The organism is Pseudomonas sp. S10E 269 (genome assembly GCF_002798465.1).
Lineage (GTDB): Bacteria > Pseudomonadota > Gammaproteobacteria > Pseudomonadales > Pseudomonadaceae > Aquipseudomonas > Aquipseudomonas pergaminensis.
The window spans coordinates 3,996,985-4,016,652 of the sequence record NZ_PHIJ01000001.1; the positions used below are offsets into that span (position 1 = coordinate 3,996,985).

At 61.7% G+C, this 19,668-nt stretch carries 15 protein-coding genes and 1 pseudogene; 7 read left to right on the forward strand and 9 right to left on the reverse strand.

Going from position 1 to position 19,668, the window contains the following annotated elements; genetic code table 11:
- Positions 1–326 precede the first annotated feature (326 nt).
- From ccoP to ccoN, 4 genes are read right to left on the reverse strand one after another with little or no spacing between them, the layout of a single operon-like run.
- On the reverse strand, positions 327–1,274 hold the full coding sequence (gene ccoP, locus CWC48_RS18630; RefSeq protein WP_099493584.1) for a cytochrome-c oxidase, cbb3-type subunit III: 948 nt from the start codon (positions 1,272–1,274) through the stop codon (positions 327–329).
- Positions 1,271–1,471 carry a cbb3-type cytochrome c oxidase subunit 3 gene (locus CWC48_RS18635; RefSeq protein ID WP_010208563.1) on the reverse strand — a complete coding sequence of 67 codons (201 nt, stop codon included), beginning with the start codon at positions 1,469–1,471 and terminating at the stop codon, positions 1,271–1,273. Before CWC48_RS18635 ends, ccoP begins: the two co-directional genes overlap by 4 nt.
- A gap of 3 nt (positions 1,472–1,474) precedes the next feature.
- A complete protein-coding gene (gene ccoO / locus CWC48_RS18640) occupies positions 1,475–2,083 on the reverse strand; it encodes a cytochrome-c oxidase, cbb3-type subunit II (RefSeq protein ID WP_003193159.1) in 609 nt (202 codons plus the stop codon).
- Between the two features lie 10 nt (positions 2,084–2,093).
- The gene (gene ccoN, locus CWC48_RS18645) at positions 2,094–3,518 is read right to left on the reverse strand and encodes a cytochrome-c oxidase, cbb3-type subunit I (protein WP_099493583.1); all 1,425 of its coding nucleotides are present in this window, start codon (positions 3,516–3,518) and stop codon (positions 2,094–2,096) included.
- Positions 3,519–3,597: 79 nt separating this feature from the next.
- Between ccoN and CWC48_RS18650 the strand changes: the two genes are divergently transcribed.
- On the forward strand, positions 3,598–4,290 hold the full coding sequence (locus tag CWC48_RS18650; protein ID WP_100492357.1) for an alpha/beta family hydrolase: 693 nt from the start codon (positions 3,598–3,600) through the stop codon (positions 4,288–4,290).
- A gap of 102 nt (positions 4,291–4,392) precedes the next feature.
- Here CWC48_RS18650 and CWC48_RS30910 read toward each other — a convergent pair.
- The 3 genes and pseudogenes from CWC48_RS30910 to CWC48_RS18665 all read right to left on the reverse strand — a co-directional run.
- A pseudogene (locus CWC48_RS30910) lies at positions 4,393–4,527 on the reverse strand (chemotaxis protein); the annotation flags it as partial.
- A 115-nt stretch (positions 4,528–4,642) separates the two neighbouring features.
- Positions 4,643–6,208 carry a PAS domain-containing methyl-accepting chemotaxis protein gene (locus tag CWC48_RS18660; protein ID WP_078049705.1) on the reverse strand — a complete coding sequence of 522 codons (1,566 nt, stop codon included), beginning with the start codon at positions 6,206–6,208 and terminating at the stop codon, positions 4,643–4,645.
- 73 nt (positions 6,209–6,281) lie between these two features.
- Positions 6,282–7,073, reverse strand: a complete 792-nt coding sequence (locus CWC48_RS18665; protein WP_100492358.1) for a CPBP family intramembrane glutamic endopeptidase — start codon at positions 7,071–7,073, stop codon at positions 6,282–6,284.
- Between the two features lie 410 nt (positions 7,074–7,483).
- Between CWC48_RS18665 and CWC48_RS18670 the strand changes: the two genes are divergently transcribed.
- Entirely contained in the window at positions 7,484–8,344 is an 861-nt protein-coding gene (locus CWC48_RS18670; protein ID WP_100492359.1) for a DMT family transporter, read from the forward strand.
- Between the two features lie 75 nt (positions 8,345–8,419).
- On the opposite strand, the gene CWC48_RS18675 is transcribed toward CWC48_RS18670, so the two are convergent.
- Both CWC48_RS18675 and CWC48_RS18680 read right to left on the reverse strand, forming a co-directional pair.
- A complete protein-coding gene (locus tag CWC48_RS18675; RefSeq protein WP_100492360.1) occupies positions 8,420–9,307 on the reverse strand; it encodes a DMT family transporter in 888 nt (295 codons plus the stop codon).
- Between the two features lie 52 nt (positions 9,308–9,359).
- On the reverse strand, positions 9,360–10,985 hold the full coding sequence (locus tag CWC48_RS18680; protein WP_100492361.1) for a methyl-accepting chemotaxis protein: 1,626 nt from the start codon (positions 10,983–10,985) through the stop codon (positions 9,360–9,362).
- Between the two features lie 390 nt (positions 10,986–11,375).
- On the opposite strand from CWC48_RS18680, the gene aceK reads away from it, so the two are divergent.
- From aceK to CWC48_RS18705, 5 genes are all read left to right on the forward strand, one after another.
- Positions 11,376–13,091: a bifunctional isocitrate dehydrogenase kinase/phosphatase gene (aceK, locus tag CWC48_RS18685; RefSeq protein ID WP_100492362.1), complete on the forward strand. Its 1,716-nt coding sequence runs from the start codon at positions 11,376–11,378 to the stop codon at positions 13,089–13,091.
- A 71-nt stretch (positions 13,092–13,162) separates the two neighbouring features.
- Complete coding sequence (gene hrpA, locus CWC48_RS18690) at positions 13,163–17,074, forward strand: ATP-dependent RNA helicase HrpA (RefSeq protein WP_100492363.1); 3,912 nt, start codon at positions 13,163–13,165, stop codon at positions 17,072–17,074.
- 376 nt (positions 17,075–17,450) lie between these two features.
- Positions 17,451–18,572 (forward strand): beta-ketoacyl-ACP synthase III, encoded by a 1,122-nt coding sequence (locus CWC48_RS18695; RefSeq protein WP_078049698.1) that lies wholly within the window; start codon positions 17,451–17,453, stop codon positions 18,570–18,572.
- 145 nt (positions 18,573–18,717) lie between these two features.
- Positions 18,718–19,332 (forward strand): RNA polymerase sigma factor, encoded by a 615-nt coding sequence (locus CWC48_RS18700; protein WP_078049697.1) that lies wholly within the window; start codon positions 18,718–18,720, stop codon positions 19,330–19,332.
- Positions 19,326–19,571: an anti-sigma factor gene (locus CWC48_RS18705; RefSeq protein WP_078049696.1), complete on the forward strand. Its 246-nt coding sequence runs from the start codon at positions 19,326–19,328 to the stop codon at positions 19,569–19,571. The genes CWC48_RS18700 and CWC48_RS18705 overlap by 7 nt, the downstream gene beginning before the upstream one ends.
- The last annotated feature ends 97 nt before the right edge of the window (positions 19,572–19,668 follow it).

A 19,668-nucleotide genomic window follows, 5' to 3' on the forward strand; every position in this document is an offset into this window, starting at 1 on the left:
TTTATAGGTAAAATCGGCCGCAAGTATGTAGAAAGCGAGGGGCCATTGCAACGCAATGGCTGACCTGTATCAATGCGTTCCACGCCAGATTCTGCGCCCTTTCCATGTTTTGCGTAGGGACAAAATCAGAAATCGAAAGCTGATCGAGTGGACAGGAAAATTTTGGGGTCGCAACGAATGTCGTTGCGTACGCCAGGATTGGTCCGCTGTGGGAACAAGCGTAGACCCGAAAGTGAGGGGGGGAAAGGTGTGCTTTGGAAGGGTGCGACACTTGGTCGCGCAGCTAGGTTGAGCTGCCGCCCCAGAGTGGGGCAGCAGCTCAGAGGTTACTCAGGCTGGCTTTCTGGCGTTGCACCATCAGCGGTGTGGGACAAGCTGTAAACATAGGCCGCCAACAAGTGCACCTTGTCATTGCCCTGCAGCACTTCCTGCGCGGGCATCTGGCCTTGGCGGCCATGGCGGATAGTCTGCTGCAATTGCGCAAGGCTGGTGCCGTAGATATAGCCGGCCGGTTTGGTCAGGTCGGGCGCGCCCATGGCTTCCATGCCGTGGCCTTCCGGACCGTGGCAAGCGACGCAGGTAGTGCTGAACGCCGCCTGGCCTGCTGCCAAGTCTGCGGTGCTGTTGGCCGGCAAGGGCAGCTTGGCCACGTCGTGACGAACATAGGCCGCGACGTTTTTCACCCCGTCATCGCCGAGCATGTCACCCCAGGCCGGCATCGCCGCGTGGCGGCCGTTGAGGATGGTGGTCTTGATCGCCTCGGCCGAACCGCCCCAGCGCCAGATGTTATCCGCCAGGTTCGGGAAGCCAAACGCGCCCTTGGCGTCCGAGCCGTGGCACACCGCGCAGTTGGAGGCAAACAGGCGACCGCCCATTTTCAGCGCTTGCGGGTCTTTGGCGACTTCTTCCACGGGCATGGCCGAGAATTTGGCGAAGATCGGCCCGAACTTGGCGTCGGCCTTGGCCATTTCCTTGTCCCATTCCTTGGTCTGGGTCCAGCCGTCTTCATAGCCCGGCAACACGCCTTTCCAGTTGCCCAGGCCCGGGTAGAGGATCAGGTAGCCGACCGCAAACACCAGGGTGCCGGCGAACAGCATGAACCACCACTGGGGCAGCGGGTTGTCATATTCCTCGATACCGTCAAAGGCGTGGCCCATGGTCTGGTCGACACTGCCCTTGGTCTCGCCCTTGCGGGTCCCGATCAGCAGCCAGGTCAGGCCGATCAGGCTGCCGAGGGTCAGTACGCAGATCCATGTACTCCAGAATAGGGTCATGGCCGAGTGCTCCTTATTGCAGGCTCTTCTTGAGCGTCGGATGGAGAAGGTTCATCGGCGAAGGGCAGCAGGCGGGCCTGCTCGAATTCCGCATTGCGCCGGTTGTTGAACACCCACAGCGACAGGCCGATAAAGGCGATGGCGACCACCAGCGTGCCGAGGCCGCGGATGGTGCCCGCATCGAATTCAAATCCCATGGCTCACCTCTTGCTCTTGATGGCAGTGCCGAGCACTTGCAGGTACGACACCAGTGCGTCCATCTCGGTCTTGCCCTTGAGGCTGGCGACAGCGCCATTGATATCGTCGTCGGTGTACGGCACGCCGAGGGTGCGCATCACTTTCAACTTGGTCTCGGTGTGGCTGCTGTCGACGGCGGCGGTGACCAGCCATGGGTAGGCCGGCATTTTCGACTCGGGCACCACGTTGCGCGGGTTGTACAGGTGCGCGCGGTGCCAGTCGTCCGAGTAGCGCGCGCCAACGCGGGCCAGGTCCGGGCCGGTACGCTTGGAGCCCCACAGGAACGGGTGGTCCCACACGCTTTCGCCGGCGACCGAGTAGTGGCCGTAGCGCTCGGTCTCGGCGCGGAACGGGCGGATCATCTGCGAGTGGCACTGTACGCAGCCTTCGCGGATGTAGATGTCACGGCCTTCCAGTTGCAGTGCGGTGTAGGGCTTCATGCCTTCCACTGGCTTGTTGGTCACGTCCTGGAAGAACAGCGGGACGATCTGGGTCAGGCCGCCGATGCTCACGGCGAGCACCATGAGCAGCATCAGCAGGCCGACGTTCTTTTCAATCGTTTCGTGTTTCATCATCGACTCCTCAGGCCATCTGCGCGGCAGCGGTGACTTCGGCAGGTTGCGCCGAACGCACGGTGCGCCAAGTGTTGTAAGCCATCAGGAACATGCCGCTGAGGAAGATGGCGCCGCCCACCAGCCGCACGATGAAGCCTGGGTGGCTGGCCACCAGGGTTTCGACGAAGGAGTAGGTCAAGGTGCCGTCTTCGTTGACCGCACGCCACATCAGGCCTTGGGCGATGCCGTTGACCCACATCGAGGCGATGTAGAGCACGGTGCCGATGGTGGCCAGCCAGAAGTGCGCGTTGATCAGGCCGAGGCTGTACATCTGCTCGCGACCAAAAATTTTCGGGATCATGTGGTACAGCGCGCCGATGGAGATCATCGCTACCCAACCGAGGGCGCCGGCATGTACGTGGCCGATGGTCCAGTCGGTGTAGTGGGAGAGGGCGTTGACGGTCTTGATCGCCATCATCGGGCCTTCGAACGTCGACATGCCGTAGAACGCCAGCGACACCACCAGGAAGCGCAGGATCGGGTCGCTGCGCAACTTATGCCAGGCGCCCGACAGGGTCATCATGCCGTTGATCATGCCGCCCCAGCTCGGTGCCAGTAGCACCAGCGACATCACCATGCCCAGCGATTGTGCCCAGTCCGGCAGCGCGGTGTAGTGCAAGTGGTGCGGGCCGGCCCAGATGTACAGGGTGATCAGTGCCCAGAAGTGCACGATGGACAAGCGATACGAATACACCGGACGCTCGGCCTGCTTGGGCACGAAGTAGTACATCATCCCCAGGAAGCCGGCGGTGAGGAAAAAGCCTACCGCGTTGTGGCCATACCACCACTGCACCATGGCATCCGTCGCACCGCCGTAGAGGGAGTAGGACTTGGTCAGGCTGACCGGGATTTCCAGGTTGTTGACGATATGCAGGATGGCCACGGTGATGATGAACGCACCGAAGAACCAGTTGCCGACGTAGATGTGCTTGGTGTTGCGCTTCATCACCGTGCCAAAGAACACGATGGCATAGGCCACCCAGACGATGGTGATCAGGATGTCGATCGGCCATTCCAGCTCGGCATATTCCTTGGAGCTGGTGTAGCCCAGCGGCAAGGAGATGGCGGCCAAGAGAATGACCAACTGCCAGCCCCAGAAGCAGAACGCGGCGATCTTCGGCGCGAACAGCTGGGTTTGGCAGGTGCGTTGTACCGAGTAGAAGGAGCTGGCGAACAAGGCGCAGCCACCGAAGGCGAAGATCACCGCGTTGGTGTGCAACGGGCGCAGGCGGCCGAAGCTGGTCCACGGCAAATCGAAGTTGAGTGCAGGCCAGACCAATTGGGCCGCGAGAAAAACCCCGAGCCCCATGCCGACGATGCCCCACACCACCGTCATAATGGCGAATTGGCGGACCACCTTGTAGTTATAGGCGGTACTTAAAGTAGTGTTCATGGTTCCCCATCCACGGTTCAACCCAAGCAGATGCGGCACTTGGGCTGGAGTTATAGGCAGACTAAAAAGCGAGGCAAGCATGGGCAAAGAGCACAAGGCCAGTATTGACGGGGATCAATGGGCGCAGTGTGTGCGGGAGCGGGGCTGGTTGTGGGATGCCGCGTCGACGGTTGCGAAGGACGCGCCGGTGACGCTGATCCTGGCCCACGGCGCCGGCGCACCGATGGACTCATCCTTTATGAACGACATGGCTGCACGCCTTGCCGGGCATGGCGTGAACGTGTTGCGCTTCGAGTTTCCGTACATGGCCCAGCGCCGGCTGGACGGCGGTAAACGCCCGCCGAACCCGGCGCCCAAACTGCTGGAAGCCTGGCGTGAGGTGTACGCCGAGGTGCGACGTCATGTCGCTGGGAAACTGGCGATTGGCGGCAAGTCCATGGGCGGGCGCATGGCCAGTTTGCTGGCGGATGAGTTGGGTGCCGATGGGCTGGTGTGCCTGGGGTATCCGTTCTATGCGGTGGGCAAACCGGAAAAGCCACGGGTCGAGCATCTGGCGGGGTTGAAGACGCCGACGTTGATTGTGCAGGGCGAGCGGGATGCGCTGGGCAATCGGGCGGCGGTGGAGGGGTATGACTTGTCGCCGAGCATCGAGGTGATGTGGCTGGTGGCGGGGGATCATGACTTGAAGCCGTTGAAGGCGTCGGGGTTTAGTCATGAGCAGTATCTGGAGGCTGCGGCGGTGAAGGTCGCCAGGTTTCTCTGCGGCTGTTAGGGCCTTATCGCAGGCAAGCCAGCTCCCACACTGGACTGTATTCACACATCAAAATGTGTGAATACAGTCCAGTGTGGGAGCTGGCTTGCCTGCGATAGCGGTTTACCGGTTAAAGCGCTCAACCAGTGAGTACTGGGTATTCGCCGTATGCGTCAGATCTTCACTCAGTTGCGCCGAATTCAACGCCTGCTCTGACGTCTGGTCCGCCAGCAGCGCAATGAAGGTCGCCAGGTTTCTCTGCGGCTGTTAGGGCCTTATCGCAGGCAAGCCAGCTCCCACATTTGAATGTATTCACCCATCAAAATGTGTGAACACAGTCCAGTGTGGGAGCTGGCGAGCCTGCGGTAGCGGTTTACCGGTTAAAGCGCTCAACCAGTGAGTACTGGGTATTCGCCGTGTGCGTCAGCTCTTCACTCAGTTGCGCCGAATTCAATGCCTGCTCTGACGTCTGGTCCGCCAGCAGCGCAATGGTGCTGATGTTGCGGCTGATCTCTTCGGCCACCGAGCTTTGCTCTTCAGTGGCAGCGGCGATCTGCGTGGTCATGTCGGTGATATGTGCCACCGCTTCACTGATGCCCACCAACGCCTGGTCCGCCTCCATCACCCGCGCCACGCCTTCTTCGGCCTGGCGGTGCCCGGCGTCCATGGTTTGCACGGCGGCGGCGGCAGTCTGTTGCAGCTTGGCGATCAGGGCATGGATCTGCCCGGTCGATTCGGCAGTGCGCTGCGCCAGTTGACGGACTTCGTCAGCGACGACCGCAAAACCACGGCCCATCTCACCGGCACGCGCCGCTTCGATGGCCGCGTTGAGCGCCAACAGGTTGGTCTGGTCGGCAATGCCTTTGATCACATCGACCACACCGCCGATTTCATCGCTGTCCTTGGCCAGTTGGGTGACGGTCACGCCGGTCTCGCCGACGGCCATTGACAGGCGCTGGATCGCTTCGCGGGTTTCCCCGGCGATATCGCGGCCGCGACCGGTCAGGCGGTTGGCTTCCTGAGTGGCATCGGCGGTGCGTTGCACGTGGCTGGCGACTTCCTGGGTGGTAGCTGCCATCTGGTTGACCGCCGTGGCCACCTGTTCGGTTTCCACGCGCTGGCGTTCCAGGCCGCTGGAGCTGTTATGCGCCAGGGTGTTGGACTGCGCCGCCTGGTCGTTGAGGTGTTCGGCAGTGTCCTGCAAGCGCGTAAGGCACGTCTTCAGGCGTGCTTCCTGGCTGAGGATCGACATCTCCAAACGCGCCTGGGCGCCACGGCTGTCGGTGTACATCTGTGCGATCAGCGGGTCGGACGTGGTCTGCTCCGCCAGGCGCAGCAGGCGCTTGAGGCCGCGCTGCTGCCAGCTCAGGCCCAGCAGTCCCAACGGCACCGACAGCCCTGCCGCCAAGGCGAAGCCCCAGTGGGAATTGAGCGATGCGCCGATCATGAAGCTCAACTGGCTCACCAGGATAAATGGCAGCCAGTCCTGCAACACCGGCAGCCACTTGTCCCGCTGCGGGATCGCCGACTTGCCCTGGTTGATGCGCTGATAGAGTGCTTCGGCCCGGCGAATCTGCTCGGCGGTGGGCTTGATGCGCACCGATTCGTAGCCGACCACCTGGTTGCCTTCAAAAACCGGCGTCACGTAGGCGTTAACCCAGTAGTGGTCGCCGGTCTTGCAGCGGTTCTTGACAATGCCCATCCATGGCAAGCCTTGTTTGAGCGTTGACCACATGTGCGCGAACACCGCCGCCGGAACATCCGGGTGACGCACCAGGTTGTGCGGCGCACGCACCAGTTCGTCGCGGGAGAACCCACTGATCTCGACGAAGGCGTCGTTGCAGTAGGTGATCACGCCTTTGGCATCTGTGGTGGAGATCAACCGTTGCTGAGCGGGGAAGGTACGTTCGCGCTGGGTAACGGGTTGGTTATTACGCATGATTGTTCAATCCGCAAGGCTTTCAAGGGGTATCGGCACGAACGGCGGTTTATTTAACTTATTTTTGCAACAATCAACCGGCCAGCATCGGGTAGGTAAACAACCCGAAGTGAAGCAGATTCAAACCAAAGTGCGTGGCCACTGCCGCCCCCAAGCCACCAAAGCGATACGCCAAGCCATACCCCACCCCGGCGATGCTCGCCAGCAGCACCCAGTGCCAGCCCGCGCTGATATGCACCAGGCCGAACAGCAGCGAGGCCAGCAGCAACGCAAGGTTGTCGCCGTAAGGCAGGTGTTTGAAGCGCTGGCTCAAGCCGCCCTGGACGTAGCCACGGAACAGGGCTTCTTCGACCAGCGTCACCAACAGCAGGTTATTGAGTACCCACAGCCAGGCCTGTTCTGGCCATTTCGGCGCCCAGGTGATCATGCCCAGCAAGGCTGCACCGCCCAGGGCGGCGATGGCGGTGAGGGTCAGGGCCAGGGCGGCCACGCAGATCGCCAGGCGCAGGCTGCGCCGCGCCACGATCCACGGGCAGGCCAGCAACAGCCAGAAGCCAATCAGCGGCTTATCCTGGTTCAGGTACATCGAGAAAGGCACGGCATCTTCGGTGAAACGCTGCGGGGCAATGCCGCGCCCATTGTAGAAACCCGGCAGCCAATGCATCGCCAGGCTCAGGGCCAGTACAACGAACAAACCGTGCCCGACGTAACGCGCCCAAGGCGTGCGTTGCTGGCGCACGGCGTACCCGGCCAGCAACAGCAGGGCGACGGACACCCCTGCCAGCGCTCCCAGTTGCCCGTAGATCAGGGCCAGCAGGTAGCCAATGGAGAGAAGCACCAGGTACAGCCAGGGCAATGCGATCATGGGAAATCCTTGGAAAAAACTCGGCGGCATTATAGCGACCCGTCCTGCAGGGCCTGCATGAAAACTCCTCCACCCAGGGTGATTGCAAAACGTGTCAGCGGATGGTTATAGTCCGAGCCTCTTCATCCCTTCACACAAGATCAGCCCATGCCAGCTCTCCAGCGCATAGCGGTAGTCGATTCAGCGGTCAACGCTGTGGTCGTGCCGTGCGCGGACAAGCAGCCTGCGCAGATCAGTCACTACCCCCCACCTGTCAGTAGCACGCCGGTGCATGCAGTCGTATCACCGCCGGGTGTTGGCATTTGGGGCTGATCAGCGAATTGCTGGTTCCCCTCTGCCTGCCCCAAAAAACCTACTGAATTTCAGCAAACGCTGAGTCGGCTTTTTTTGCCTGATTACAGGTGGTAACCATGTCTGTTCTTTCGAAACAATCCGTGGCCGCGGCGGCCTCGACGAGCCTGTTTGTCCTGCTGTGGAGCAGCGGGGCGATCTTCTCCAAATGGGGCCTGGCCCACGCGTCACCCTTCGCCTTTCTGTTGTTGCGCTTTGCCATCGCGCTGGTGGGCCTGGTGGTGCTGGTACCGCTCCTCAAGCTGAAACTGCCGCGTACCGGCAAGCCGATGCTGTACGCAGCAGCCACGGGTTTGGTGTTGTTGGGGGCCTATCAGATTTTTTACTTGCTGGCCCTGGACCTCAAAGTCACCCCTGGCGTAATGGCAACCATCATGGGCGTACAGCCGATCCTCACCGTGGTGCTGATGGAGCGTCAGCGCTCGTTCAGTCGCCTGTTCGGCCTGGGCCTTGGGTTGGCGGGGCTGATCATGGTGGTCTACCAGGGTATCGGTGTGTCCGGTCTGTCCCAGGCGGGCATGCTGTTCGGCCTGCTGGCCCTGGCGAGCATGACCTTTGGCTCGATCATGCAGAAGCGCATCACCGACAATCCTTTGGGCACGCTCCCGGTGCAGTACCTCGCGGGCCTGCTGCTGTGTGCGGTCTTTGTGCCCTTCCAGCCGTTCCACTTTGAACACAGCAGCAGCTTTTACCTGCCGGTGCTGTGGATGGGGCTGGTGGTGTCATTGTTGGCCACGCTGTTGCTGTACCGCCTGATCGCCCGGGGCAACCTGGTGAATGTCACCAGTCTGTTTTACCTGGTGCCGGCGGTGACGGCGGTGATGGATTACCTGATCTTTGGCAACACGCTCGCGATGCTGAGCCTGCTGGGGATGGGGTTGATCATCATTGGCTTGGTGTTCGTCTTCCGCAAAATCTAATACCACCACCCCTGTAGGAGCCCGGCTTGCCGGCGATAGCGCCGGTAAGAGCACCATCGCCGGCAAGCCGGGCTCCTACAGGATTTTTTTCGGCCGCAACACCAACCACAACGCCCCTGCGATCAACACCCCGCCATACACATGCGCCATCGACAATGGTTCATCCAGCAGCAAAGCGCCCCACAGCACGCCAAACGGCGGAATCATGAAGGTCACGGTCATCGACTTCACCGGCCCAATGGACGTCAGCAACCGGAAGTACAGGATGTAGGCAAACGCCGTGCACACCAGTCCCAACCCCAGCAGCGACAACCACACCTGCCACCCAACCCAACTGGCGGGCGGCTGGCTGATCGCGCTGTAGGCAAAGAACGGCAACAGGAACAGGGTGGCGCCGAGCATGCTGCCCAGGGCCGACAGGCGGCTGTCCAGACCGCCGCGCTGATCCAGCCAGCGCCGCGCCAGGAACCCGGCAAAGCCATAACAGGTGGTCGCCAGCAAGCAGGCCAGCGCGCCCATCAACAACGCCAGGTCAAACACCACCGGGCCCGCGCGGGTGAGCACGCCCACCCCCAGCAGGCCCAGGCATACCCCGGCGACTTTCGACGGCGTCAGGCGCTCACTGAAAAACAGCCCGCCAATCAACACGCCCATCAACGGCGTGGTGGCGTTGAAGATCGCCGAGTAACCCGCCGGCAGCACTTGGGCGGCCACCGAATACATGGTCGCCGGAATTCCGGAGTTGATCACCCCCAGCAGCAACACCGTCTTGAACTTGCCCTGGAAATCCCAGCTCACCCGCATCATCGCCAACATCACCAGCAACCCGGCGGCGGCAATCGATACGCGGAAAAACGCCGTCGGGACCGTGCCGATCTCCGGCGCGATGATGCGCATGAACAGGAAACTCGCGCCCCAAATGGCAGCGAGCCCCAGTAAGTACAAGGTGTCGACAGGTCTCACGGAACACTCCCATAGCAATCAGGCGGCGAGTGTTGCACGGCGCTTTCACTGATTACAGGACAAACCGCGTCACCAGCCCATTCAGGTCCACCGCCAGGCGTGACAGTTCCTGGCTGGCGGCCGAGGTCTGGGTAGCGCCAGCGGCGGTCTGGGTGGACAGATCGCGGATGTTCACCAGGCTGCGGTCCACATCCCGTGCCACCAGCGCCTGTTGCTCGGCGGCGCTGGCGATCACCAGGTTGCGCTGACTGATCTGCGAGATCGCGGCGGTGATTTTCTCCAGCGCGCTGCCGGCGCTGTTGGCCCGTTGCAAGGTCTGGCCGGCGTGCTCGGCGCTGCTGTTCAGGGCTTCGACGGTGTCTTGGGTACCGCGCTGGATACCGGTGATCATCTGCTCGATTTCTTCGGTGGAGTCCTGGGTGCGTTGCGCCAGGGAGCGCACTTCATCGGCCACCACCGCGAAACCACGCCCGGCCTCACCCGCGCGCGCCGCTTCGATGGCGGCGTTGAGCGCCAGCAGGTTGGTCTGCCCAGCGATGCCACGGATCACTTCCAGCACCTTGCTGATGTCCTGGGCCTGCACCGCCAGGCCTTCAGCCTTGTTAGAGGCGCCGAGCACTTCGTCCACCAGGTTCTGGATCGAGCTGATGGTTTCGCTGATCTGGTAGTGGCCGTGCTTGCTGTCCTCGTCGGAAGCCTGGGACGCCTCGGCGCTGGACACCGCATTGCCTGCCACTTCGTCCACGGCCGCGCTCATTTCGGTCACGGCAGTGGCGGCCTGTTCGATCTCATCGTTCTGCGCCTGCAAGCCGCGGGTGCTTTGTTCCATTACCGCGCTCATCTCTTCGGCGGCCGACGCCAGCTGTTGCGCTGATTCGCTGATGCCACGGATGGTGCCCTGCAACTGCGTCTGCATAGTGGCCAGGGCGGTGAGCAATTGCGCCGGTTCGTCCTTGCCGCCGACGGTGATCGGCTGGCTCAAGTCGCCACCGGCAATGGTGCGCGCCACCGTCAGTGCCTGGCCGAGCGGGGCGGTGATGCTGCGGGTCAGCAGCCAGGCCAGCAGCAAGGTGGCGATCAGTGCAAACACGATAATCAGGCCCACGATCCACTGGGCACTGGCGTAAGTCTGCGCGGCGGAGTCCACGGCGGTTTCCACGCCGTTCTGGTTGAAGACAATCATGTCCTCCAGGCTCTTGTTGAGGATCACACCCTGCGGCGCGACGCGACTGTTGAGCAGGTCGACGGCGTCTTGTTGTTGATCCTTGTCGACCAAGGCCACGATCTGCCCGACGAGGGTCAGGTAAGTGTTCACATTACCTTCGAGCTGCTTGAGCAGATCGCGCTCCGCATCGCCGCTGAGCAGGGTTTTGTGATGGTCCAGCAGGGTTTGCAGCTCGGCGCGCTGGTGGGTGATCAGGGCTTTGCTGTTGTCGCGAATCCGCGATTCGTCCGTGGTGGCCAGGCGCAACGCTTCCAGGCGGATACTGGCCACATAGGCGGCGCTGTCGTGGATGTTCTCGATGCTTGGCATCCACGATTCTTCGATGACCAGCGCGCTTTGTCGCAGCTTGGCCATCTGGCCCAGGCCAAACAGTCCCACAATCACCAGCAAGCTGGCCAAAACCCCAAAACTCAGACTGGCACGCAGACCGATCCTCATATTCCTCAATGACATCTCAATGCTCCTTGGGCGATTAGAACCTGTTCCCGGATCGGTCTTTTGACCTTGTTAGGCTGGGAGAGGGCGCGCTATATATCAAAGTGCCATTAAGGTGGTAATCAGGGTTTCCCTTAGTTGGATCCAAAGCCCGGCGTGTGTCGTCAGCACCAGCGTGACGCCCGGATTCGCTTGTTAATGCGGCCAGGCCCCGCCCTTACAGGGGTGCAGATAAAACAGCGTAGGAACTAACGGTGCTTTTATTGACCGTATGGTCGAATTAAATAAATTGAAAGTAAATGTACGAAATGAACGAAGTTGTACAAGGCGGCGCAAAAAATGAGCCTTCTCCTGCCTGCGTACACTGGCTAAGCTCAGGGCTTCCAGATACCCGTAGAGGTTTCCCGCATGTCGCAGTCCGCCCTCGCTATCGCCCAGATGATCCTTGATGGCTTCGACGATTACCGTGAGCATTTTCGCCAGATCACCGATGGCGCCCGCGAGCGTTTCGAGAAGGCCCAGTGGCAGCAGGGGCAGGCGGCGTCGGCGGCACGCATCAACCTCTATGAAGAAAAGGTCAGTGAAGTGACCGCGCGCCTGCGTGAGCATTTCGAAGGCGCCACACTGCTTGATATCGACCTGTGGCCCGTGGTGAAAAGCGCCTACATCGGCCTGATCGACCTGCGCTTCGACGATGAACTCTCCGAGACCTGGTACAACTCGATCTTCTGCGGGCTGTTCAGCCACGACCTGATCAGCGACGGCTGCATGTTTATCCACACCACCCGGCCCAGCCTGCGCCGCGCACGGGCCGCGCAGACGCGCACCTACATACCCGCCGGGAAAATCCCCGACATGCTCGTGCAGGTCTTTGCCGACTACCGTTTCAGCGAACCCTACGCCGACCTGGCCGCCGACCTGCGCCGCCTCGAAACTCAACTGCGCGAAAACCTGCCGGACTGGGTGTGCAAGGACCCGGACCTCAAGGTCGAGCTGTTTTCTTCGGTGCTCTACCGTAATAAAGGCGCGTACCTCGTAGGACGCATCTACACCCGCGACGAACAATGGCCGCTGGTCATCCCGCTGCTGCACCGCGAAGGGCAGGGCATCCAGATCGATGCGCTGATCACCGACGAAGCCGATGTGTCGATCATCTTCTCGTTCACCCGTTCCTACTTCATGGTCGATGTACCGGTGCCGGCGGAGTTCATTGGCTTTCTCAAGCGCATCCTGCCGGGCAAGCACATCGCCGAGTTGTACACCTCCATCGGTTTCTACAAGCACGGCAAGTCGGAGTTCTACCGCGCCCTGATCAACCACCTGGCGACCACCGACGATCAGTTCATCATGGCCCCTGGCGTGCGCGGCATGGTGATGAGCGTGTTCACCCTGCCGGGCTTCAATACGGTGTTCAAGATCATTAAGGACCGGTTTTCACCGTCGAAAAACGTCAACCGCGCCACGGTGATCGAGAAGTACCGCCTGGTCAAAAGCGTCGACCGGGTCGGGCGCATGGCCGACACCCAGGAGTTCGCCGACTTCCGTTTTCCCCTGAGCAAGTTCGAACCGGAGTGCCTGGCCGAGCTGCTGGAAGTGGCCGCCGGCACCGTCGAGGTAGAAGGCGACACAGTGCTGATCCGCCACTGCTGGACCGAACGGCGCATGACCCCGCTCAACCTCTACCTCGACAACGCCAACCCCGCCCAGGTACGCGAGGCCCTGGAAGACTACGGCCTGGCAATCAAGCAACTGGCGGCGGCCAATATCTTCCCTGGCGACATGTTGCTGAAGAACTTCGGCGTCACCCGTCATGGCCGCGTGGTGTTCTACGACTATGACGAAATCTGCTTTCTCACCGAGGCCAACTTCCGCCATATCCCGGCACCGCGTACCCCCGAGGACGAAATGGCCTCCGAGCCCTGGTACTCCATCGGCCCGCTGGATGTATTCCCCGAGGAGTTCCCGCCGTTCCTGTTCGCCGACGCCGGCCAGCGCAAGCTGTTCGACGAACTGCATGGCGAGTTATACAACGCCGATTACTGGAAGGGGCTGCAAGACGCGATTCGCGCCGGCAAGGTCATTGATGTGTTCCCGTACCGGCGCAAGGACCGCGATAACGAATGAGGGGGCACGCTTATGGGCGGTTTTCTGCGACAATCCGCCCCCTGCATACATAGACGACCCTTGCGTACCTGATGACTGACCAAGCGCCCACTATCGACCAACTGCTCAAAACCCTCGATCACGCCATGCTCGCCGACCGCCACCGCTTGCGGCGGCAGCTGCTTGAGTTGCGCAAGAAGCCCGACGAGGAAAAGCTGGCGCAGTGGGTGGCGCGCATGCAGGCATCCTGTGCCCAGGTCACGGCGCGGCGTGCCAGCCTGCCGGTGATCCGCTACGACGACAGCCTGCCGATTGCGGCCAAGCGCGATGAAATCAAAGAGGCACTGAACAAGCACCAGGTGCTGATCATCGCCGGTGAGACCGGCTCGGGTAAAACCACCCAGTTGCCGAAGATCTGCCTGGAAATCGGTCGTGGCCAGTTCGGCCTGATCGGCCATACCCAGCCGCGTCGGATTGCCGCGCGCAGCGTGGCGAGCCGGGTTGCCGAAGAGCTGGCGACGCCGTTGGGCGCGCTGGTCGGCTATCAGGTGCGGTTTGAAGACCAAAGCGATTCCAATACGCTGATCAAGCTGATGACCGACGGCATCCTGCTGGCAGAAACCCAGAACGATCGCTACCTGGAACGCTACGACACGATCATCGTCGACGAAGCCCACGAGCGCAGCCTGAACATCGACTTCCTGCTGGGCTACCTGAAAACCCTGCTGCCGCGTCGCCCGGACCTGAAAGTCATCATCACTTCGGCAACCATCGACCTGGAGCGCTTTTCCAAGCACTTCGACGATGCGCCGATTGTCGAGGTCTCGGGCCGCACCTTCCCGGTGGACACCTGGTACCGCCCGCTGACCCTGGAGCAGGACGAAGAGGGCAACCGCGTCGAGGACGACTTGACGGTCGACCAGGCGATCCTTGCCGCTCTCGATGAAATCGGCGCCTACGAGCGCAGCGAGCGCCGCAGCCCCGGCGATGTGCTGGTGTTCTTGCCGGGCGAGCGCGAGATTCGCGACGCCGCCGACATGCTGCGCAAGGCTCAGCTCAAGCACACCGAAATCCTACCGCTGTACGCGCGCCTGTCGCCGGCCGAACAGCAGCGCATTTTCCAGTCCCACCCGGGCCGGCGCGTGGTGCTGGCGACCAACGTCGCGGAAACCTCGCTGACCGTGCCGGGCATTCGTTATGTGATCGACAGCGGCACCGCGCGCATCAGCCGCTACAGCTACCGCGCCAAAGTGCAGCGCCTGCCGATCGAGGCGATTTCCCAGGCCAGCGCCAATCAGCGTAAAGGCCGTTGTGGCCGGGTCGAGCCGGGCATCTGCATCCGCTTGTACAGCGAAGAAGATTTTATCGGCCGTCCGGAATTTACCGACCCGGAGATCCTGCGCACCAACCTCGCCGCCGTGATCCTGCAGATGCTGCACCTGCGCCTTGGCGAGATCACCGATTTCCCGTTTATCGAGCCGCCGGATGGCAAGGCCATCAGCGACGGTTTCAACCTGCTGCAAGAGCTTTCGGCGGTCGACCGCAACAGCCAGCTCACGCCGTTGGGCCGCCAGTTGGCGCGCCTGCCGGTGGACCCGCGCATGGGCCGCATGTTGCTCGAAGCCGCCAAGCTCGGCAGCCTGCAGGAAGTGCTGATCGTTGCCAGCGCCATGTCGATCCAGGACCCGCGCGAGCGTCCGCCGGAACGTCAGCAGGCTGCTGACCAAGCCCACGCACAGTGGAAAGACCCGGATTCGGATTTCGCCGGCCTGGTCAATCTGTGGCGCGGTTTCGAAGAGCAGCGCCAGGAACTGACGGCCAGCCCGTTGCGCAACTGGTGTCGCAAGAACTTCCTCAACTACCTGCGCCTGCGCGAGTGGCGTGATTCCCATCGCCAGTTGAGCCTGATCTGCCGCGACATGCAGTTGACGGTCAACAAAGAGCCGGCGGACTTTCCGAAACTGCACAAGGCGGTGTTGTCCGGCCTGCTCAGCCAGATCGGCCAGAAGACCGAAGACGGCGATTACCTCGGCGCACGCCAGCGGCGGTTCTGGATCCACCCGTCCTCGGGCATCGGCAAGAAGCGTCCGCAATGGCTGATGACCGCCGAACTGGTGGAAACCACCAAGCTCTACGCGCGCATGGTCGCCAAGATCGATGCCGATTGGATCGAACCGCTGGCCGGGCACCTGATCAAGAAAAACCACTTCGAACCGCACTGGGAGAAGAAGCGCGGCCAGGTCGTGGCCTTTGAACAGATCACCCTGTTCGGGCTGATTGTGGTCGGACGCCGGCCAGTGCATTACGGGCCGATTGACCCGGCGGTGTCGCGCGAGCTGTTTATCCGCGAAGGCCTGGTGCGTGGCGAGATCCAGTCGCGGGCCAAGTGCCTCACGGCCAACCAGCAGCTGCTGGAGCAGCTCGACGAACTGGAAGCCAAGGCGCGCCGTCGCGACATCCTGGCCGATGAAGAAACCCTGTTCGCCTTCTACGATGCGCGCTTGCCGGCGGAGATCCACCAGACTGCGACCTTCGACAGCTGGTACAAGGTCAACAGCCAGAAAGACCCGCAACTGCTGATCATGCGCGAGGAAGACGTGCTGGCCCGCGAAGCCAGTGAAGTCACCGCCGCGCATTACCCGGACACCCTGCACCTGGGCGACCTGGAACTGGCCTTGAGTTACCACTTCGAACCCAACCACCCGCGTGACGGCGTGACCCTGCGCGTGCCGGCTCCCTTGCTGCCGGCCTTGCCGCCGGAGCGCCTGGAGTGGCTGGTGCCGGGGGTGATCGAAGCCAAGTGCATCGCCCTGGTGCGCAACCTGCCCAAGGCGCTGCGCAAGAATTTTGTGCCGGTGCCGGACTTCGTCAAAGCCGCGCTGCAACGCATCGAATTCGGCCAGGGCTCGTTGCCCCAGGCGCTGGGCCGCGAATTGCTGCGCATGACCGGGGCACGGGTCAGCGATGAAGCCTGGGCCGAAGCCGCGCAGCAGGTCGAAAGCCACCTGAAGATGAACCTGGAAGTCGTCGACGGCCAGGGCAAGTTCCTTGGCGAAGGCCGCGACCTGGCCGAACTGACCGCGCGGTTTGCCGAGGCCAGCCAGGCCGCGTTGGCGGTGCCGCAGACGGCAAAAAGCCAGCAGCCGGTGGAAGCCAAGGTGTTTGCGGCGGTGGCGGAAAAGACTCAGCAGAAGATTGCCGGGCTGTCGATGACGGTGTATCCGGCGCTGGTGGAAGACAACGGCACGGTCAAGGAAGGGCGCTTCTCCACCGCCGCCGAGGCGGAATTCCAGCATCGCCGCGCGTTGCAGCGCCTGCTGATGCAGCAACTGGCGGAACCGGCGAAATTCCTGCGCGGCAAGTTGCCGGGCCTGACCGAATTGGGCCTGATGTACCGCGAACTGGGGCGCATCGATGCGCTGGTGGAAGACATCCTGCTGGCCAGCCTCGACACCTGTGTGCTCGAAGGTGAAGCCAACCTGCCGCGTGACGGCGCGGGGTTGGCCGCCTTGGCCGAGCGCAAGCGCGGCAGTTGGACCGAACATGCCGAGCGCCTGGCGCGCTTGACCCTGGAGGTACTGAAACTCTGGCACGGTCTGCAAAAGCGCTTCAAAGGCAAGATCGACCTGGCACAGGCTGTGGCCTTGAACGACATCAAGCAGCAGGTGGGCAACCTGGTGTACCCAGGGTTTGTGCGCGAAACCCCGTCGCAATGGTTCAAGGAGTTGCCGCGTTACCTCAAGGCCATCGAGTTGCGCCTGGAGAAACTGCCCAGCCAAGTGCAAAAAGATCGGGTGTGGAGCGGCGAGCTGGCAGGCTTGTGGACGCAGTACGAGAATCGCCTGAAAAAACATGCCCAGGAAGGCAAGCGCGACCCCCAGCTAGAACTTTACCGTTGGTGGTTGGAGGAATATCGGGTGTCGTTGTTTGCCCAGCAACTGGGCACTAAAGTGCCGATTTCCGACAAACGCTTGAGCAAGCAATGGACCCTGGTCGAAGCCTGACCTCCCCGTAGCTCCTATGTGGTGAGCGAGCTTGCTCGCGCTGGGCTGCGCAGCGGCCCTAATCCAGACGCTGAGGTGTTTGAGTAGACTCTCGCTTGCTGGTGAGAGAGGCGCGCTTTGCGCCCCAGTGCGAGCAAGCTCGCTCACCACAGAGTGGGGCGTACACCTGCGACATGGGTGTTTAGCTGGCATATGGCGCCAAATCTTGGGGTTTGTGGCAAACTTCGCGGTTATAAATGCCGGGATCGTCGTGAAGGGCTGCGACGCGATGGAATAAAGCGATGCCAGTTTGGTGTCCGCGGTGCGGAATCGGACTACTTATAGTTTGGTACGACGGTACCAATATCTTCTGCCTGACAGATTTAGAGGAACGACCGTGCATAACGTCGTCATCAGCGGCACTGGCCTGTACACCCCGGCCAACAGCATCTCCAACGAAGAGCTGGTGCAGTCTTTCAATGCTTACGTGCATCAGTTCAACACCGATAACGCCGCCGCCATCGAGCGCGGTGACGTGCAGGCACTGACCGAATCCAGCGCAGCCTTCATCGAAAAAGCCTCGGGCATCAAGAGCCGCTTCGTGATGGACAAAGACGGCATTCTCGACCCGCAGCGCATGGCCCCGCGCCTGCCCGAGCGCAGCAACGACGAGTGGTCGGTGCTCTGTCAGATGGCCGTCGGCGCCGCCGAACAAGCCTTGCAACGCGCAGGCAAGACCGCCGCCGACATCGACGGTGTGATCGTCGCCTGCTCCAACTTGCAGCGCGCCTACCCGGCCATCGCCATTGAGGTCCAGGAAGCCCTGGGCATCGAAGGGTTCGGTTTTGACATGAACGTGGCGTGCTCGTCGGCCACCTTCGGCATCCAGAACGCCGCCAACAGCATCCAGCTGGGCCAGGCGCGTGCGATTTTGATGGTCAACCCGGAGGTCTGCACCGGTCACCTGAACTTCCGCGACCGCGACAGCCACTTCATCTTTGGTGATGCGGCCACTGCCGTGGTCCTCGAGCGCGCCGACCTGGCGACGTCCGAGCATCAATTCGACGTGGTGAGCACCAAGCTGCTGACCAAGTTCTCCAATAACATCCGCAACAACTTTGGCTTTCTCAACCGCACCGCGGAAGAGGGCATCGGCGCGCCGGACAAACTGTTCGTACAGGAAGGCCGCAAAGTGTTCCGCGACGTATGCCCGATGGTGGCCGAGCTGATCGGCGTGCACCTGGAAGAGAACCAGTTGAACGTGGCCGATGTGAAGCGCTTCTGGCTGCACCAGGCCAACCTGAGCATGAACCACCTGATCGTGAAGAAACTGCTGGGCCGCGAAGCGTCGGTGGAAGAAGCGCCGGTGATCCTCGACACCTACGCCAATACCAGCTCGGCGGGTTCGGTGATTGCATTCCACACCTACCAGGATGACTTGCCCAAAGGCTCCGTGGCGGTACTCAGTTCGTTTGGTGCGGGCTACTCGATCGGCAGCGTGATCCTGCGCAAACGCTGATCTAACGGGTTAACACCGTCAAGTGTGGGAGCCGGGCTTGCCCGCGATGCAGGCACCTCGGTCTTTCAGTCAGGCCAAGGTGATGCCCTCGCAGGCAAGCCGGCTCCCACATCGATTGCATTCCCAAAGTGGGATTGAGGTAGACATGGCAGCAGCGGACGACGCGCACCTGCTAGAACGCCTGCTCAAGGGTGAGCAGCGGGCCTACAAGGAATTGGTCACCACCTACCAAAGCGCCATGCGGGCGGTGGCCTATGCCATTGTCGGCCAGCGCCATGCCGACGAAGTCGTGCAGGACGCCTGGCTGTCGGTGGTGCGCAACCTGGCCAGGTTCGAAGGCCGTTCCAGCCTCAAGACCTGGCTGCTCACCATTACCGCCAACGCCGCCAAGGGGCGCTACAAGCAGAATCGTCGTGAAGTATTGCTTGATGATTTGCCTTCGCCCCACGGCACGATTGGCGATGACCGTTTCAGCCCTGACGATGGCCACTGGGCCGTCGCCCCTTATGCCTGGCACCAGGACACCCCGGAAGCCCTGCTGACCGAGGATGAACTGCGCAAATGCCTGGAGCACACGCTGCTGAGTCTGTCGGAGTTGCAAAGCAGCGTGCTGGTGCTGCGTGAACGCCAGGGCCTGGAGTTGGAGGAGATCTGTAATCTTCTGACGCTGTCGCTCTCCAATGTCCGTGTGCTGTTGCATCGGGCACGGCTTAAAGTCTTCGCCACGGTGGAGCATTTTGAGGAAACGGGCGAATGTTGACCTGTAAAGAACAAGTGGCACGTTCCAGTGACTATCTCGATGGGCAATTGACCTTTCGCGAGCGTCTGTTGGTGCGTCATCACTTGATGTTCTGCCCGAACTGTCGCCGGTTTATCCGCCAGATGCGCCTGATGCAGGCGACCCTGAAGATCATGCCGGAGGAGCCGGTTGAGGGCGTGGATGCCTTGGCACAGCGGCTGGCTGCCGAGCGGCTCAAGGATCAGAAAGGCGGGGACTAAGCAGGCTCGCGTGAGTGGACCGGACGGATGATGGGGACCGCTCCACCCACGCAAGACTGTTAAAGCCGCCCCGGGCCGTCCTGGCCCGAGGCTTTCA